Annotated in this window: 15 protein-coding genes; 10 read left to right on the top strand and 5 right to left on the bottom strand. The window is 66.3% G+C overall.

All coding sequences use genetic code 11. The features are described 5' to 3' along the window. Positions 1-300 precede the first annotated feature (300 nt). Positions 301-2,199, top strand: a complete 1,899-nt coding sequence (locus DVB37_RS09815) for an ABC transporter ATP-binding protein (protein WP_046804769.1) — start codon at positions 301-303, stop codon at positions 2,197-2,199. 69 nt (positions 2,200-2,268) lie between these two features. Here the strand turns inward: DVB37_RS09815 and DVB37_RS09810 are convergent, their stop codons facing one another. Further along, on the bottom strand, positions 2,269-2,892 hold the full coding sequence (locus tag DVB37_RS09810; protein WP_240434072.1) for a LysE family translocator: 624 nt from the start codon (positions 2,890-2,892) through the stop codon (positions 2,269-2,271). 142 nt (positions 2,893-3,034) lie between these two features. On the opposite strand from DVB37_RS09810, the gene DVB37_RS09805 reads away from it, so the two are divergent. Continuing rightward, positions 3,035-3,517, top strand: a complete 483-nt coding sequence (locus tag DVB37_RS09805) for an Lrp/AsnC family transcriptional regulator (protein WP_046804771.1) — start codon at positions 3,035-3,037, stop codon at positions 3,515-3,517. Positions 3,518-3,529: 12 nt separating this feature from the next. On the opposite strand, the gene DVB37_RS09800 is transcribed toward DVB37_RS09805, so the two are convergent. Further along, positions 3,530-4,207: a DJ-1/PfpI family protein gene (locus DVB37_RS09800; protein ID WP_046804788.1), complete on the bottom strand. Its 678-nt coding sequence runs from the start codon at positions 4,205-4,207 to the stop codon at positions 3,530-3,532. A gap of 90 nt (positions 4,208-4,297) precedes the next feature. Here DVB37_RS09800 and DVB37_RS09795 point away from each other — a divergent pair, with 90 nt between their 5' ends. Beyond that, positions 4,298-5,185: a GlxA family transcriptional regulator gene (locus DVB37_RS09795; RefSeq protein WP_120154868.1), complete on the top strand. Its 888-nt coding sequence runs from the start codon at positions 4,298-4,300 to the stop codon at positions 5,183-5,185. Then, positions 5,182-5,628 carry a hypothetical protein gene (locus DVB37_RS09790; protein WP_240434071.1) on the top strand — a complete coding sequence of 149 codons (447 nt, stop codon included), beginning with the start codon at positions 5,182-5,184 and terminating at the stop codon, positions 5,626-5,628. The genes DVB37_RS09795 and DVB37_RS09790 overlap by 4 nt, the downstream gene beginning before the upstream one ends. Before the next feature lie 67 nt (positions 5,629-5,695). On the opposite strand, the gene DVB37_RS09785 is transcribed toward DVB37_RS09790, so the two are convergent. Together DVB37_RS09785 and DVB37_RS09780 are read right to left on the bottom strand one after the other, a co-directional pair. After that, positions 5,696-6,418 (bottom strand): SDR family oxidoreductase, encoded by a 723-nt coding sequence (locus tag DVB37_RS09785; RefSeq protein WP_120154866.1) that lies wholly within the window; start codon positions 6,416-6,418, stop codon positions 5,696-5,698. Continuing rightward, positions 6,415-7,410, bottom strand: coding sequence for a tripartite tricarboxylate transporter substrate binding protein (locus DVB37_RS09780; protein WP_120154864.1), 996 nt, complete (start codon positions 7,408-7,410; stop codon positions 6,415-6,417). Before DVB37_RS09780 ends, DVB37_RS09785 begins: the two co-directional genes overlap by 4 nt. Positions 7,411-7,556: 146 nt before the next feature. Between DVB37_RS09780 and DVB37_RS09775 the strand changes: the two genes are divergently transcribed. From DVB37_RS09775 to DVB37_RS09740, 6 genes are all read left to right on the top strand, one after another. Further along, complete coding sequence (locus DVB37_RS09775; RefSeq protein ID WP_120154862.1) at positions 7,557-8,597, top strand: cyclase family protein; 1,041 nt, start codon at positions 7,557-7,559, stop codon at positions 8,595-8,597. A gap of 3 nt (positions 8,598-8,600) precedes the next feature. Further along, complete coding sequence (locus tag DVB37_RS09770; RefSeq protein WP_120154860.1) at positions 8,601-10,220, top strand: AMP-binding protein; 1,620 nt, start codon at positions 8,601-8,603, stop codon at positions 10,218-10,220. 4 nt (positions 10,221-10,224) lie between these two features. Then, positions 10,225-10,968: a GntR family transcriptional regulator gene (locus DVB37_RS09765; protein ID WP_046804777.1), complete on the top strand. Its 744-nt coding sequence runs from the start codon at positions 10,225-10,227 to the stop codon at positions 10,966-10,968. A gap of 159 nt (positions 10,969-11,127) precedes the next feature. Further along, on the top strand, positions 11,128-12,390 hold the full coding sequence (locus DVB37_RS09755) for an ABC transporter substrate-binding protein (protein WP_120154857.1): 1,263 nt from the start codon (positions 11,128-11,130) through the stop codon (positions 12,388-12,390). A 242-nt stretch (positions 12,391-12,632) separates the two neighbouring features. Further along, positions 12,633-13,046 carry an NUDIX hydrolase gene (locus tag DVB37_RS09750; RefSeq protein WP_046807877.1) on the top strand — a complete coding sequence of 138 codons (414 nt, stop codon included), beginning with the start codon at positions 12,633-12,635 and terminating at the stop codon, positions 13,044-13,046. Positions 13,047-13,291: 245 nt separating this feature from the next. Continuing rightward, positions 13,292-14,686, top strand: coding sequence for a GntP family permease (locus DVB37_RS09740; protein WP_104144893.1), 1,395 nt, complete (start codon positions 13,292-13,294; stop codon positions 14,684-14,686). Here the strand turns inward: DVB37_RS09740 and DVB37_RS09735 are convergent. Next, positions 14,665-15,576, bottom strand: a complete 912-nt coding sequence (locus DVB37_RS09735; RefSeq protein ID WP_120154855.1) for a LysR family transcriptional regulator — start codon at positions 15,574-15,576, stop codon at positions 14,665-14,667. The genes DVB37_RS09740 and DVB37_RS09735 overlap by 22 nt on opposite strands. Between the last annotated feature and the right edge of the window lie 45 nt (positions 15,577-15,621).

Below are 15,621 nucleotides of genomic sequence, written 5' to 3'. Positions count from 1 at the left end.
TCATCTCTATAGAATCAGCAATTCGGGCGTTTGCCCATTTCTTTTTCACTCACTTCACTTACCGCCAGGGAGGCCGCATGATGAATCACCCCATGCCGTACGCCGTCCCGCGCGTGTCCCCGCGACGCCATTAAGTCGTCGCCCGCGCGGACCCATCGCTAGACCGTTACCTAGCGACTGGTCCTCCGTGCCCGCCCCAAAAACATAAACGCAGTCGCCGGCGCTCATTGCGCCCGGCATGTCATCCCCGCTTTCATCACAAGGACATCCTGGCGTGTCTTGTGCCGCCAGGCCATTGTTATGGCTAGAAAAAAAATCGACTTACGAGGACAGGCCTTCAAGGACGTCCTGGGCTTTACCTTTCGGCATTGGGCCTTCCAGCCGTGGCGCACGCTCGTCATCGTGCTGCTGGCCTTGCTGTCGGCCGTCGCCGACATCCTGACGCCGATGTATGCCGGCCGCCTGGTCGACGCCGTGGCGTCCGGCTCGTCCGGCGATGCGCTGGCCTGGAGCGCCGCCATCACCGCCTTCTGGCTGCTGGTGGCGCTGGGCGTGGGCGGCACGCTGCTGCGTCAGGCGGTGTTCCAGAACATCATCACGTTTACGTTGAAGATGATGAACGGCATCGTGTCCAACGCCTTTTATCGGGTGCAGCGCTTCTCGACGGATTGGCACGCCAACAGCTTCGCGGGTTCCACCGTGCGCAAGATCACGCGCGGCATGTGGGCCGTGGACATCCTGAACGACACGCTGCTGATCGCGCTGTTGCCGTCGGTGGTGATGCTGGTGGGCGCAACGGCGTTGCTGGGCGCGCACTGGCCGGTGATGGGGCTGGTGGTTGGGCTGGGCTCGGTGCTGTACATCGCCGTTACCGTGGCGCTGTCGTTGGGCTATGTGGCGCCGGCCGCGCGCCTGGGCAACGCCTGGGACACGCGCATGGGCGGCGCGCTGGCGGACGCCGTCAGCTGCAACGCGGTGGTCAAGGCATTCGGCGCCGAAACGCGCGAAGAAGTACGCCTGGACCGCGTGGTGAACAAGTGGCGCAACCGCACGCGCCGCACCTGGGTACGCGCCACGCTGAACGGCGGCATCCAGGGCGCGATGCTGGTGGCGATGCAGGCAGCTATCCTGGGCGCCTCCTTGCTGCTGTGGTCGCGCAACCAGGCCACGGTGGGCGACATCACGTTCACGCTCACGATGTTCTTCGTGCTGCAAGGCTATCTGCGCGACGTGGGCATGCACATCCGCAACCTGCAACGCTCGGTCAACGACATGGAAGAACTGGTGGCGATGGAACGCCAGCCCCTGGGCGTGGCCGACCGGCCGGGCGCGGGCGCCATCCGCGTCAGCGCGGGCGAGATCCGCTTTGAGGATGTGACGTTCCGCTATGGCGCGCACAACACGCCGCTGTACGACAAGTTCTCGGCGCGCATCGCGCCGGGTGAACGCGTCGGGCTGGTGGGGCATTCCGGGTCGGGCAAGACCACGTTCATCAAGCTGATCCAGCGCCTGTATGACGTCAACGAAGGCCGCATCACGATCGACGGGCAAGACATTGCCCAAGTGAAGCAGGCGTCGCTGCGCAGCCAGATCGCGATCGTGCAGCAGGACCCGGTACTGTTTCACCGCACCTTGGCCGAAAACATCGCCTATGCCCGTCCGGGCGCCACGCAGGCCGAGATCGAGAAGGCCGCCCGCTTGGCCAGTGCGCATGATTTCATCATGTCGCTGCCCAAGGGTTACGACACGCTGGTGGGCGAGCGCGGCGTGAAGCTATCGGGTGGCGAGCGCCAGCGCGTGGCCATTGCGCGGGCTTTCCTGGCGGATTCGCCCATCCTGATCCTGGACGAAGCCACCTCCAGCCTGGATAGCGAAAGCGAGGTACTGATCCAGCAGGCCATGGACCGCCTGATGGTGGGCCGCACCACGCTGGTGGTGGCGCACCGGTTGTCGACGGTGCGCGCGCTGGACCGACTGCTGGTGATGGACCATGGCCGCATCATTGAAGAAGGCAGCCATGACCAGTTGATCCGCTTGAAGGGTGGCCTGTACCGGCGCCTGTTCGAACGCCAGGCCCTGGAACTGACCAAGGGCATGACGCCGGCCGAAATGCTGCAAGACGGCGCCACGCCCCCGCCCGTGAAAGAGCAGGTGGACAACGACGACGTGGACGCCGGGGAGTTTGCGTTCGGCAAGTAAAGGGGCAGGACGCGGCGTGCGGTTGGGGATGGGCGTCTGGCCAATGCCTGGCGTCCGCCCCTGCCGGCATCACGCCGGGCGCTGCGCGAAGGTCAGGCGCAGGCCGAAGGCGATCAGCGCCGTGCCGAAGACCACGCTTTGCACTTTCTGGGCGCGGGGGCTGGCAGACATCCAGCGACCCACCGCCCCGCCCGCCAAGGCGCAGATCACATCGAACGTCAGCCCCAAGCTGACGAGAATGACGCCCAGCACCGCAAATTGTTGCCCGATGGACCCCTGAGCGGGCGACACGAATTGCGGCAGCAGCACCGAGCAAAACAGCAGGGCCTTCGGGTTGAGCACATTGGTCAACACGCCGCTTAGCAAGGCGGCGCCCAGGCCCTTGCCGCGCGCCGCCTGCGGGCCAGTGGCGTCAAGCACGACCGGCTTGGCCCGCAACAGCTTCACGCCCAGCCACATGAGATAACACCCGCCCACCGTGCGCGCGGCGTCGAAGGCCCAGGGATGGGTCTTGAACAAGGCCGCCAGGCCCAGCGCGGCCAAGGTAACGTGCGCGGCGCGTGCAATGGCCAGCCCGACCGCCACCGCCAGCGCCTGCCCGCGCCCGCGCAGCACGCCGGTTTCCAGCAACAGGATCATGTCCGGGCCGGGCACCACGTATACAACCAGCAAAGCCCCAAGAAACAACGCCATATCGGCCATATCCGCGCTCCCACGCATGCTGTTTAACGCGGTGATTCTAGGGAAATCGGGCTGGCATGTGCTTGCGATTCATGCCAAGGGAACTATGATGATTGGCACATCAAGCCAATATCCCCCCCCATTTCCATCACCTATGCCAAAACACGAACTGGACGCTTACGACCGCCGCATTCTAGAGGCCTTGCAGAAGAACGGCCGCCTGACCAATGTAGAGCTGGCCGAGCAGATTGGCCTGTCGCCATCGCCCTGCCTGCGGCGCGTGCGCATGCTGGAAGAATCGGGCGTCATCCAGGGCTACGAAGCGCGGCTGGCGCCTGACGAAGTGGGCCTGGGCCTGACGGTGTTCGTCGGGGTGAAGGTCGAGCGACACCACGAGCGCGACGCCGAGCAGTTCCGCAAGGAAGTCAGCGCCCTGCCCGAAGTCATTGCGGCGCACCTGGTATCGGGCGAGTCCGACTTCCTGCTGCAAGTGGTGGTGCCGGACCTGCGCGGCTACGAGCGCTTTTTGCTGGGCACGCTATTGAAGCTGACCGGCGTGAAAGACATCCGCAGCAACTTCGCCATTCAAACCGTTAAACCGCAAAGCCCGCTTCCGCTGGACCACCTGAGCAAGTAGCCCCGCCTGTTTTCACGGCGGCATGTTCGCCGCCGCCTGATCCACCCGGGCGGCGCGACGGTCAAAGCGCGCCTGCGACATCGACAAATAACGCTGGACCACGGCGGGCTCGGAGGTGGCTGGCGTGCCGCCGGGAAACGGCGGCTTGGGGTCGTACTCGATTTGCAACTGGATCAGCTTGGCGACGTCTTCGCCGCATAGCGCCGCCACCACCTTCAAGCCCATGTCGATGCCCGACGTGACGCCACCGGCCGTATAGGTGTTGCCGTCCACGCACAGACGTTCTTCGCTGGGAATCGCGCCAAACCGCGACAGCAGTTCGCGCGCGCGCCAATGGCTGGACGCCCGCTTGCCGCGCAGCAACCCCGCCGCGCCCAGCAACAACGAACCGGTGCAGATGCCGAATACATAGCGCGCCGCCAAGCCCTGCCGCCGCGTGAAGGCCACCCAATCGGCGTCCACGATGGCATCATCCGTGCCCGGCCCGCCCGGCACCACCAGCAGGTCGCATTGCCGCGCCGACGCCAGCGTTTGCGTGGGCACGAACTGCAAGCCGCGATCGCACCGTACCGGATCACGCGTTTTTGCGACAAAATCCACCGTGAAGCCCGGCGCGTTCGCCAAGACCTCGTAGGGCCCGGTCATATCCAGCTGGGTCAGCCCTTCGAACAAGAGAAAATTCACATGCATGACGATGCTCCCTTGAAAACGCCAGCGTCCAGCATAGGCGGACGCGCCCGCGCCGGTGCGCCAGAAGCGGATGAATTTGCGCCACAACGCGTGTTGTTCCTGCTGTACGACGGCTTTCAGCCGCTGGACCTGGCCGGCCCGTGGCAGGCGTTCACGTCCGCCAACGAAGAGGCCGGCAAACCGCTCTACCAACTGCGCACCATCGCGGCAACGCCGGTGGTCGCCACCTGGGAACAGGGGCTGCGCATGCAGGTGGACGGCACCTTCGAACACGATGCCGATGCACCGATCGACATGATGTTCGTGCCGGGCGGCCCGGGGGTGGACCGCGCCAGCGCGCACGCCGAAACCATGGCCTGGCTGCGACGTCGCGACGCCCTGGCCCCGCGTACGTGCAGCGTTTGCACGGGCGCCTTCGTGCTGGCCGCCGCCGGCCTGCTCAATGGCCGCGCGGTCACCACGCATTGGCGATCCGCGGACCGGCTCCGGCTGATGTACCCGGCGTTGCGCGTGCAAGACGACCGCATCTTTATCGAAAGCGGCAAGTACTGGACGTCGGCGGGGGTGACGGCGGGTATCGACCTGGCGCTGGCGCTGATCGAACGCGACTTTGGCGCCACGCTATCGCAGCAAGTGGCCCGGCGGCTGGTCGTCTTCATGCGGCGCGATGGCGATCAGCGCCAATACAGCCAAACGCTGCGCTTGCAGGATCGCGTGTCCGCGCCGTTCCGGGACCTGGTCGAGAAGATCGAGGCAAAGCTGTCGGCGCGCTGGACGGTGGACGACATGGCCGATGCCTGCCATATGTCGCGCCGCACGTTCCAGCGAAAATTTGCCGCGCACTTCGGCGTGGCGCCCACCGAAGTGCTGCGGCGGCTGCGCCAAGAGCGCGCCGACGCGTTGCAGGCGACCGGTAAGATGTCGAAAAAATCGGTCCGACGATTTGTCGGGCCACTCCACAACAGGCCCGCTCCATGACCACACCCGCTGTCCCTTGCAAGCCCTTGCGTCGTGCCCTTGCGCTGTTGGCCGTGGGCCTTGCCCTGCCGCTGCTGGCCGGTTGCGACGACCCCGCCGGCCCGCCCAAGCTGACCCTGGAACAGCGCCTGTTCAAAGACCTGACACCCAACCGCGAGTTCAAGGGCGACCTTAACGGCCAGCCGGTGCACCTGATCGTCAACGATTGCGAGGTCTACCTGAACGAAGCCGATCCGGAAAGTACATCCGGCGGGCGCCGCTGGACCAAGGTGCTGGAACCCGAGTTCTACCCATCGTTCATGGACTGCCAGCGGCAGTCGTTAAGCCGCGTGGGCAAGATGGTGGAAGCCGAGATCGGCGAAATGGCGATGGGCGCGGGCGGATGCTGCGCCACCGGCGGCCGCTTCCGTTCCACGGATGGCCGCGTATGGAAGCCGCAGTAGGCTGCGCGCACCGCTGCCGGATGCCGCGCAGCGTCGCGACCCCGACGCCCCGACGTCCCGACCCGCGTCAGCCCGCCAGGCCCACCGACATCCCGCCACAGACATACAGCAGTTGCCCGGTCATGAACCCCGCCTGCCGGTCCAGAAACATCGCGACGCTGTGCGCAACTTCTTCCGGCTGGCCCACCCGTTGCACGGGAATGGAGGCTTCCAGGGCCAGCGTCTTCGGCGCCCCCGGGGGGTTGGACTGGTTGAACAATTCGGTGGCGATCGGCCCGGGCGCCACCGTGTTGACCGTGATGCCGTCGGCCGCCAGCTCCAGTGCCCAGGTGCGCGTCATGCCGGCCAGCCCGGCCTTGGACGCGCCATAGACCGTGCGCCCGCCCTTGCCCAGCGCCGCGCGGCTGCCGATATTGACCACGCGCCCGTACTTGGCCTGGCGCATCGCGGGCAGCAGCGCCTGTAGCAGCAGCACGGGCGCGGTCAGGTTCAAGGCCAGGGTGCGCTGGAGATCGGCCTCGGTCACGTCCGCGATATCCGCCACCTGGATCATGCCGGCGTTGTTCACCAGATGCAGCACGCGGCGCTCAGCCGCAAGCGCTTGCGCGGCCTGGCGCGTGGCGGCCGCATCGCCCAGGTCGACCGAACGGAAGGTCTCGCCCGGCAGCACCACATCGGGCGGACGGCGGCTGAAATTGACGACCTGATAGCCGTCGCGAAGCAGGCGGGCCACGATGGCGCGGCCGATGCCGCGGCTACCGCCGGTGACAAGTGCGATGGGCGTGTTCATTGCGCGGTGATTCCTTGGTCTTTGATGAGCCCGCCCCATTTCTTGCGCTCGGCGCGTTCGAAGGCGGCCAGGTCGGGGCCGAAAAGCGTACCGGGTTTTGCGCCCATGGTGGCGAAATTCGTGGCCACGGCCGCGCTTTGCAAACCGCTGCGCGCGGCCTCGATCAGCTGCTTGACCACCGGCGCCGGTGTGTCGCGCGGGGCATACAAGGCGAACCACGCCGTCACGTCGAAACCGGGCAGGCCGGATTCGGCAACGGTCGGCAGATCAGGCACCGACGTGTCGCGTTCGGCCGACGTCACGGCCACGCCGCGCACCAGGTTGCCGTCCTTGATCTGCGCCAGCGCGCCGGGCAGGTTGTCGAACAGCAGGTCCACCTGCCCGCCCGCCACGGCCGGCAGCGACGCCGACGTGCCCTTGAACGGCACGTGCAACATCGTCACGCCCGCCATCGCTTCGAAATAGGCGCCGGTCAGGTGCACCGACGAGCCGATGCCCGGCGATGCGTAGGTCAGCTTTTTGTCGGGCGATTGCTTGGCGGCGCGGATGATGTCGGCCACCGTCTTGTAGGGCGACTTTGCGCTGACGGCAATCACATTGGGCGTAGTGGACACCAGGGCAATCGGCACCAGGTCGCGCTCCGGATCGAACGCCATGTTGCTGTACAGGAACTGGTTGATGGTCTGCGTGCCGATGGTGCCCAGGCCCAGCGTATAGCCGTCGGGCTTGGCGCGCGCCACATGAGCCATGCCGATGTTGCCGCCCGCGCCGGGCTTGTTTTCCACCAGCACTGTCTGCTTCAGCCCGGGCTGCAAGGCGTTGGCGATGGCACGGCCGAAGATATCGGCACCGCCGCCCGGCGGATACGGCACCACCACGGTCACGGGGTGGTCGGGATAGCCGGCGGCATGCGCCACGGGCAACGCCAACAACGCCAGGGCGGCCAGCGCCAGCAGGCGCCGCCCGGCGCGCGGGGAAACGGATTGGGTCATGAACTTGTCTCCTGTCGAACCCGCTGTTTGCGGATTTCTTTTGAATTGAACGGCGGCGAAAACGGCAGCTAGTGACGGCGCCTGCTCAAAGTACGTAAATACGTACTATAGTTATAAAAACATAGAAATCGGATAGGAGACAAGCAATGAAACGTTGGACGCAACGCCCGGAAGGATCCACCTGGGGCGACTTCGGCCCGGACGACGAGCTGGGTCGGCTGAACCTGCTGACCGAGGAAAAGGTCTTGCAGGCGGTGCGCGAAGTGCGCGCGGGCAAGGTGTTCTGCCTGTCGCTGCCGCTGGACCTGCCCGGCGGCAACGTGCTCAATCCCCGCCGCCATGCGCCCACGCTGAAACCCACGTTCCGTGAAGGCACGCCGTACCTGAACTTTGCGATGTCGCAGTTGCAGCCCGAGGCCGTCGACGTGCTGTCCGACGACCAGGTCACGCTGTCGATGCAATATTCCACGCAGTGGGATGGCCTGTGCCACGTCGGCGCCTTGTTCGACATCCAGGGCGACGGCGAAGCGCGCCGCGTCTACTACAACGGCTACGCCGCGGGCGTAGACGTGTTTGGCGGCGCTGACCCGGATACGGCTGCCGATGCCTGCTGCCCACCCGGCGGCTCGTTTGCGCGCAAGCTCAGCGTTAGCCGCTATGCCGAAAAGGGCATGCAGGGGCGTGGCGTGCTGGTGGACCTGGAACGCGCGTTCGGCCCAGGTCGCACCTTGGTCGGCCATGAGCAGCTGCAAGCGGCCATGCGCGAACAAAAGGTGCAGGTGGAAACGGGCGACATGCTGGTGCTGCGCACCGGTTTTGCCGACCGTTTGATCGAGATGAACGGCCAGCCCGACCCGCACGCGCTGGAACAGACCGGCGCGGTGCTGGACGGCGCCGACAGCGCCTTGCTGGACTGGATCAGCGCCAGCGGCGTAGCCGCCATCTGCGCCGACAACTACGCGGTGGAATCGTATCCGGCGCGCACGTCCGGCCCCGGCCATTCCATCCTGCCGCTGCATCACCATTGCCTCTTCAAGCTTGGCGTACCGCTGGCCGAGCTCTGGTACTTGAAGGACCTGGCCGACTGGCTGCACGCCAACGGGCGCAACCGTTTCCTGCTGACCGCCCCGCCGCTGCGCATGCCCGGCGCGGTGGGCTCGCCGGTGACGCCCATTGCCACGGTGTAAGCCATGACGCCGCCTTTTTCGACCTTTGCCGCGCACCTGGACGCGCTGGTTGGCAGCCGCCCCGAGTCCCCGCTGCTGATCGACCAGAACGTGCCGATCAGCGCGCGCCAGCTACGCGATCAAAGCCGCGCGTTGGCGGCGGGCTTGGCGCATATCGGCGTGCGCCCCGGCCACCGCGTGGCGGTGTGGTTGCCCAACTGCGCCGCCTGGGTGGAGTCCTTTTTGGCGTGCGCGCATCTGGGCGCGCTGGTGCTGGCCGTCAACACGCGCTTTCGCGCGCTGGAAGTGGCCGACATATTGGGACGAGGCCAGGCCGACTGGCTGGTGTTCTGGCCGGGATTCAAGGGCATCGATTTCGCGGGCATTCTGGCCGATGTGCCCCCACAGGAATTGACGCGCCTGCAAGGGGTCGTGGCCATCGCCGACTCCGACGCGGGCGCCCGCTCCGCGTCCCTGCACGGCAAGCCCGCGCATCGCTATGCCGACCTGCTCGCCACCCAGGCCCCGCCCCCTTCCCCGCACGGCAACGCCGGGGTGCTTTGCTTCACCACGTCCGGCACCACGTCCAAACCCAAATTTGTTTTGCACGACCAGCAAACGTTGCTGCGCCACGGCGCGACGGTGGCCGACGCTTTCGAATACGACGAGGACAGCTGCATCCTGGCCAGCGCACCGTTCTGCGGCGCGTTCGGTTTTGCCACGCTGGTGGGCGGCCTGGCGCGCGGCGTGCCGGTCGTGTGCGCGCCCGTGTTCAACGCAGCCGAATCGGCCGACGCCATCGCGCGCCATGCCGTCACGCACACCTATGCCAACAACGAGGCGCTGGTGGGCATGATGCAGGCGGCGCCGGCCAGCGCTTTCACGTCCGCGCGGCTGTTCGGCTTTGCCAGCTTTACCCCCGCGCTGGACAACATGCTGGACCTGGCGCGCCAGGCGGGCGTGCCGCTGACCGGCCTGTACGGCTCCAGCGAGCTGATCGCGCTGGTGGCGGGCCAGCCCCGCGATCCGGCCGAAGGCGACGTGGCCGCGCGGCATCAGCCCGGCGGCACCCTGATCTATCGGGACGCCCGCGTGCGCGCCCGCGACCCCGACAGCGGCCAAGTGTTGCCGCACGGCCAATCGGGCGAGATCGAAATCCTGTCGCCCAGCCTGATGCAAGGCTATCTGGACAACCCGGATGCAACGCGCAACGCCGTCACCGCCGACGGCTATTTCAAGACGGGCGACCTGGGCTACACCCTGACCGAGCGCCAGTTTGTGTTCCAGACCCGCATGGGCGATTCGCTGCGGCTATCGGGCTTTCTGGTGAACCCGGTGGAAATCGAGCAGGTGGTTGAAACGCTGCCCGGCGTGCGCGCCTGCCAGGTGGTGGGCGCCACGCGCCACGGCAAATTCGTGCCCTACGCCTTTGTGCTGCTGCAAGACGGCGCGCACGCCGATCCCGCCGCCTGGACCGCTGCCTGCAAGGCGGCGATGGCCGGCTTCAAGGTGCCGGTGGGCTACACGGTGCTGGACGCCTTTCCCTCGGTGGAAAGCGCCAATTCGGTCAAGATCCAGAAACATCGGCTGCGCGACATGGCAAACGCTATGCTCTCGGATCCTTCCTCACCGCCCGCGCCCTGACCCCATGCCCGCCCGCAAGCTTTTTTCGCGCAGCCCCCAGCCGCTTTACCTGCAAGCGGCGGCGCTGTTTCGCAGCCATATCCAGAATCGAACCTGGCGGCCGGGCCAACAGATTCCACCGCTGGAATCGCTGATGGAAACCTATGGCATTTCGCGGGCGACCATCCGGCAGGCGTTCGGCCTGCTGGAGCAGGACGGGTTGATCCGGCGTTCACGCGGCTCGGGCACTTTCGTCAACGCCGAACTACCGGAAACGCCCACGCTGCTGATACCCAAGACCTGGGCCGAAACCGTGGAACTGAGCAACCAGCTGGGCACGGTGTCGCTGGTGGAATCCAGCGCCGACTCGCCACTGCCCGACACGCTGGGCATGCCTTGCGAGGCCGACCGCGGCGGGTTGTTCCAGTATTTGCGGCGCGTGCACACGACGGATGCCGGCCCCTTTTGCTACAGCGAGGTGTTCCTGGAAAGCGGACTGTTTCGCAAGCATCGCACCCGCATTCAGAAAAGCACCGTGGCGCCCGTGCTGGACCAGTTCTACGGCACCCGCATCACCGAAGCGCGCCAGGTGTTGAACGTGATTGAAGCCGGCCAGGAGTCGGCCGAATCCTTGCAGATTCCCGTGTCGTCCCCGGTGGCGGAGCTGCGTCGCTACGCCTGCATCGACGGTCGCGTGGTGTATTTCGCGCGGCTGGAATTTCCGTTTCGCAAGGTGCGGATGGAATTCGATTTGCTGGCCCAGCGCTGACGGGTCAACGCCCCCACGCCCCCGACCACCCCGCCCCCGCCCCATCGCCCAAGGAGCCCATCCCCGTCCACGCCACTTTCGCGGCCCGCCCCAAAAAGCCAGAGCGCCATCAAGGCGCCAGCAGGTTTTCACATGATCCGGCACAAGAGGAGACAAACCATGGCTTACGCCAAGATGCCCCGGATTTCCATGCAATGCCGCAGCACGATTACCCGTTTATTTGCCGCTTCCGCCCTGGCGGCGGCCGCCGCCACCCCTGTCTGGGCGCAGCAGCCGGCCGCCATCTCTGACGATATCGTCAGGCTGGGCCTGATCCTGGACATGAGCGGCGTCTACGCCGACGTGACCGGCAAGGGCAGCGCCACCGCCGCCCAGATGGCCATCGACGACTTCGGTGGCACGGTGCTGGGCAAAAAGATCGACCTGATGGTGGTGGACCACCAGAACAAGGCCGACATCGCCGCCGCCAAGGCGCGCGAGTGGTACGACACGCAGAAAATGGACGCCATCATGGACGTGGCGGGGTCCGCGCCCGCGTTGGCGGTGCTGGAAGTGGCCCGGGAAAAGAAGAAGATCGTGGTGTTCAGCGGCCCGGGCACCGAACGCATCACCAACGATTTGTGCTCGCCTTATTCGGTGCACTACACCTACGACACCTGGTCGCTGGCCAACACCACGGCGCGCGCCACTGTCGAGAAAGGCGGCAAGAGCTGGTACTTTCTGACGGCCGACTACGCCTTCGGCCACACGCTGCAAGCGTCCGCCACCGAGGTGGTCAAGGCCAACGGCGGCACGGTCCTGGGCGCGTCACGCCACCCCTTGGGCTCCAGCGATTTTGCGTCGTATCTGCTGCAAGCGCAGGCCAGCAAGGCACAGGTGATCGGGCTGGCGAACGCGGGCGGCGACACGGTCAACGCCATCAAGGCGGCCAGCGAATTCGGCCTGACCAAGGGCGGCCAGAAAATGGCCGGCCTGCTGCTGTACATCAACGACATCCACGCCATCGGCCTGGACGCCGCCGCCGGCCTGACCCTGACCGAGGCGTTCTACTGGGACATGAACGACCAGACGCGCGCCTGGTCGCAGCGCTATTACGACAAGCTCAAGAAGATGCCCAACATGAGCCAGGCGGGCACGTATTCGTCGGTGATGCACTACCTGAAGGCAGTGCAGGCGGCCGGCACCGACGCGCCGCAAGCCGTGATGAAGCAGATGAAGTCCATGCCCATCAACGACTTCTTCGCCACCAATGGCCGCATCCGCGAGGACGGGCGAATGGTGCACGACATGTACTTGTTCGAGGTCAAGCAGCCGTCGGAATCCAAGCGGCCGTGGGACTACTACAAGCTGGTCGCAACGCTGCCGGGCGACCAGGCGTTCATGCCCTTGTCGAAGTCGACCTGCCCGCTGGTGAAAAAGTAGCAAACGAAGTAGCAAACGAAGTAGCACACCCGCTCCAGGCGGTGCCGCGTCCGAATACGCTAGGATGAGCGCCACCGCTTGGAGATTTCCGCATGCCCACCGCCGCGCCGCCCCCCGACTTCCCTTCCAACGCCGCCCCGCCTTCATCCGCTGCCAAGCGTGCAAGCGCGGCCTCGGAGTCATCCACGGCGACCACGCCATCCGATCCCGCCGCCGCTGCGCCCGAGCCGGCGCGCGGCCCGATCGCCGCCACCATCGCCGCCGTCATCCGAGATGGCCACGTGCTGCTGGTGCGCCGCGCCAACCCGCCCGACGAAAATTGCTGGGCTTTCCCCGGCGGCAAGATCCACGCCGGCGAGCCATTGGAAATCGCCACCGCCCGCGAACTGCTGGAAGAAACCGGCGTGGTGGCCGAGCCGCTGCACGTGTTCGACGCCGTCGACGTCTTCGATCGCGACGATGCCGGCGTGCTGCGCCGCCATTTCATTTTGATCGCCATGCTGTGCCGCTGGCAGTCCGGCGAACCTGTCGCCGGCGACGACGCACGCGACGCGCGCTGGGTCCCGCTGTCGGACCTGGAAGGCCACCGCCTGGCCACCAGCTTCGGCGTGGCGCGGCTGGCACGCAACGCGGCGGCATTGATGTCTATGTTGTGAACCCGGGTGTCCATGCCGATGTTGGCTGGACCGGCGCCGCTTGCTGCAATGGGTGGTGGCGTGGTGCGGCTTGTCTGCCGCGTGGTATCTGGCCGACGGTGACGACGCGGCGGTCGACCTGAACATCGCCCACCAGGCCCACGCGCTGCTGCGCGCCTGAACCGCGCCCGCGTCACATGCCGGCCGGGATGATCGGGTAAGGTGTATGCCCTTCACCCCTCATCTCTTCATTCCTGGAGTCCTGAATGACCGGATTGTTTATCGTGGTGGCGGCGCTGGCGTTTCTGATGCTGGCGGCGTATCGAGGCTATAGCGTCATTTTGTGCGCGCCCATCGCGGCCATGGGCGCGGTGCTGTTGACGGACCCTTCCGCGCTGGCCCCGGTGTTTTCGGGCATCTTCATGGAGCGCATGGCGGGGTTTGCCAAGCTGTATTTCCCCGTGTTCCTGCTGGGCGCGGTGTTCGGCAAGCTGATCGAGCTCTCTGGATTTTCGCGCGCCATCGTGCAGGCCGTGCTGCGCATGATCGGGGCCGAACGCGCCATCATTGCCATCGTGCTGGTCTGCGCGGTGCTGACCTACGGCGGCGTATCGCTGTTTGTGGTGGTGTTTGCCGTTTACCCGTTCGCGGCCGAGATGTTCCGCCAGGGCGGCATCCCCAAGCGCCTGATGCCGGGCGCCATCGCGCTGGGCGCGTTCACCTTTACGATGACCGCGCTGCCGGGCACGCCGCAGATCCAGAACATCATTCCCACCACCTTCTTTGAAACCACGACGTGGGCCGCGCCATGGCTGGGGCTGATCGGCGCTGCCTTCACGCTGACGGTGGGCGTGACGTATCTGGAATGGCGCCGCAAGCGTGCGGCGGCGGCCGGGGAAACCTATGGCACCGAACTGCGCAACGAACCCGCCACCCCGGCCACGGAACGCAACCACCACCCGCTGATCGCGTTGCTGCCGCTGGTGGTCGTGGGGGTGATGAACTTCCTGCTGACGCGCTGGATTCCGGGCTGGTATCCCGCCGGTTCCGAAGTGGACCTGCCCGGCCTGGCCAAGCCCATGCCCGTGAACGCCGACGACCAGGTGGCGCTATGGGCCGTCATGGGTGCGCTGATAGCCGGCATTGCCACCATCCTGCTGTTCTCGTTTTCGACCATCAAGGCGCATTTTGCCGAAGGCAGCAAAAGCGCCGTGTCCGGCGCGCTGCTGGCGTCCATGAACACGGCCGCCGAATACGGCTTTGGTGGCGTCATCGCGGCGCTGCCGGGTTTCTTGCTGGTGGCCGATGCGCTCAAGGCCATCCCCGATCCGCTGGTGGGCGAAGCCGTGGCGGTGACGTCGCTGGCGGGCATCACCGGGTCCGCCTCGGGGGGCATGAGCATCGCGCTGGCCGCCATGGCGCAGACGTTTATCGACGGCGCGGTGGCCGCCGGCATCCCTATGGACGTGCTGCATCGCGTTGCCGCAATGGCCAGCGGCGGCATGGACACCTTGCCGCACAACGGCGCCGTGATCACGTTGCTGGCGGTTACCGGCCTGACGCACCGCCAGTCGTACGGCGACATCTTCGCCATCACGCTGATTTCGACGATGTCGGTGTTCGTGGTGATTGCGGTGTACTACCTGACCGGCATCGTCTGATCGAACGCGGTGGCGAACACCTGGACCAGCCACTGCGTGAAGACGCGCACCCGCGCGGACACCTGCCGGTTCTGCGGATACAGCACCGACACCGGCATGGGCGCGGGCGGCAGATACGGCAGCACGATGCGCAGATGGCCGGCCGCCAGTTCGCGCTCGACGCGATAGCGCGGCACCTGCACCAAGCCCAGCCCGGCCAGCGCCGCGCTGGTGTAGAGCTCGGCACCCGTCACACTGACCACCGACGCCGGGCGCGCCGTGACGTTGCGCCCGTCCACCATGAAATCCAGCGCAATGGCCCGCCCGCTGGCGCTGGACACGTAATCCACCGCGCGGTGGTGCGCCAGATCGTCCAGGCCGGCGGGTGTGCCAAAGCGCGCCAGGTAGGCCGGGCTGGCCACGGTTACCTGCGGCATCAGCGCAATCTGGCGGCCCGCCAGCGAAGAATCCTGCAAGGCGCCCGCGCGCAGTACGCAGTCCACGCCTTCGCGCACCAGGTCCACCAGACGGTCGTCTTCGCCCAGGTGCAGGACGATATCGGGATAGCGTTCCAGAAAGCCGGGTAGCCCCGGCATCACGAAATACTTGGCCAGCGTGCCCTGTGCATTGACCCGCAGCAAGCCGGTGGGCGCGGTGTTCAGGAACGCGCCGTCGGCCTCTTCCAGGTCGGCCAACAGGCGCACGCAACGCTGGTAGTAGGCCTCGCCGTCGTGCGTCAGCCGGACCTGCCGCGTGGTGCGTTCCAGCAGCCGCGCGCCCAGCCGCTGTTCCATGCGCTTGATCAGGTTGGTGACGGTGGCACGCGGGATGCGCAGGTCTTCGGCCGCCTGTGAAAAGCTGCGCCGCTCGGCGATGCGCACGAACACCTGCATTTCCTGGAATCGGTCCATGTCTTGGCGGGGATTGTTAATGCAAATGAAATGATGTTAGCGATT

It is taken from the genome of Achromobacter sp. B7 (genome assembly GCF_003600685.1).
Classification (GTDB): domain Bacteria; phylum Pseudomonadota; class Gammaproteobacteria; order Burkholderiales; family Burkholderiaceae_B; genus Achromobacter; species Achromobacter spanius_B.
Note: the sequence above shows the minus strand (reverse complement) of the source record. Positions and strands in the feature narration are given on the sequence as shown.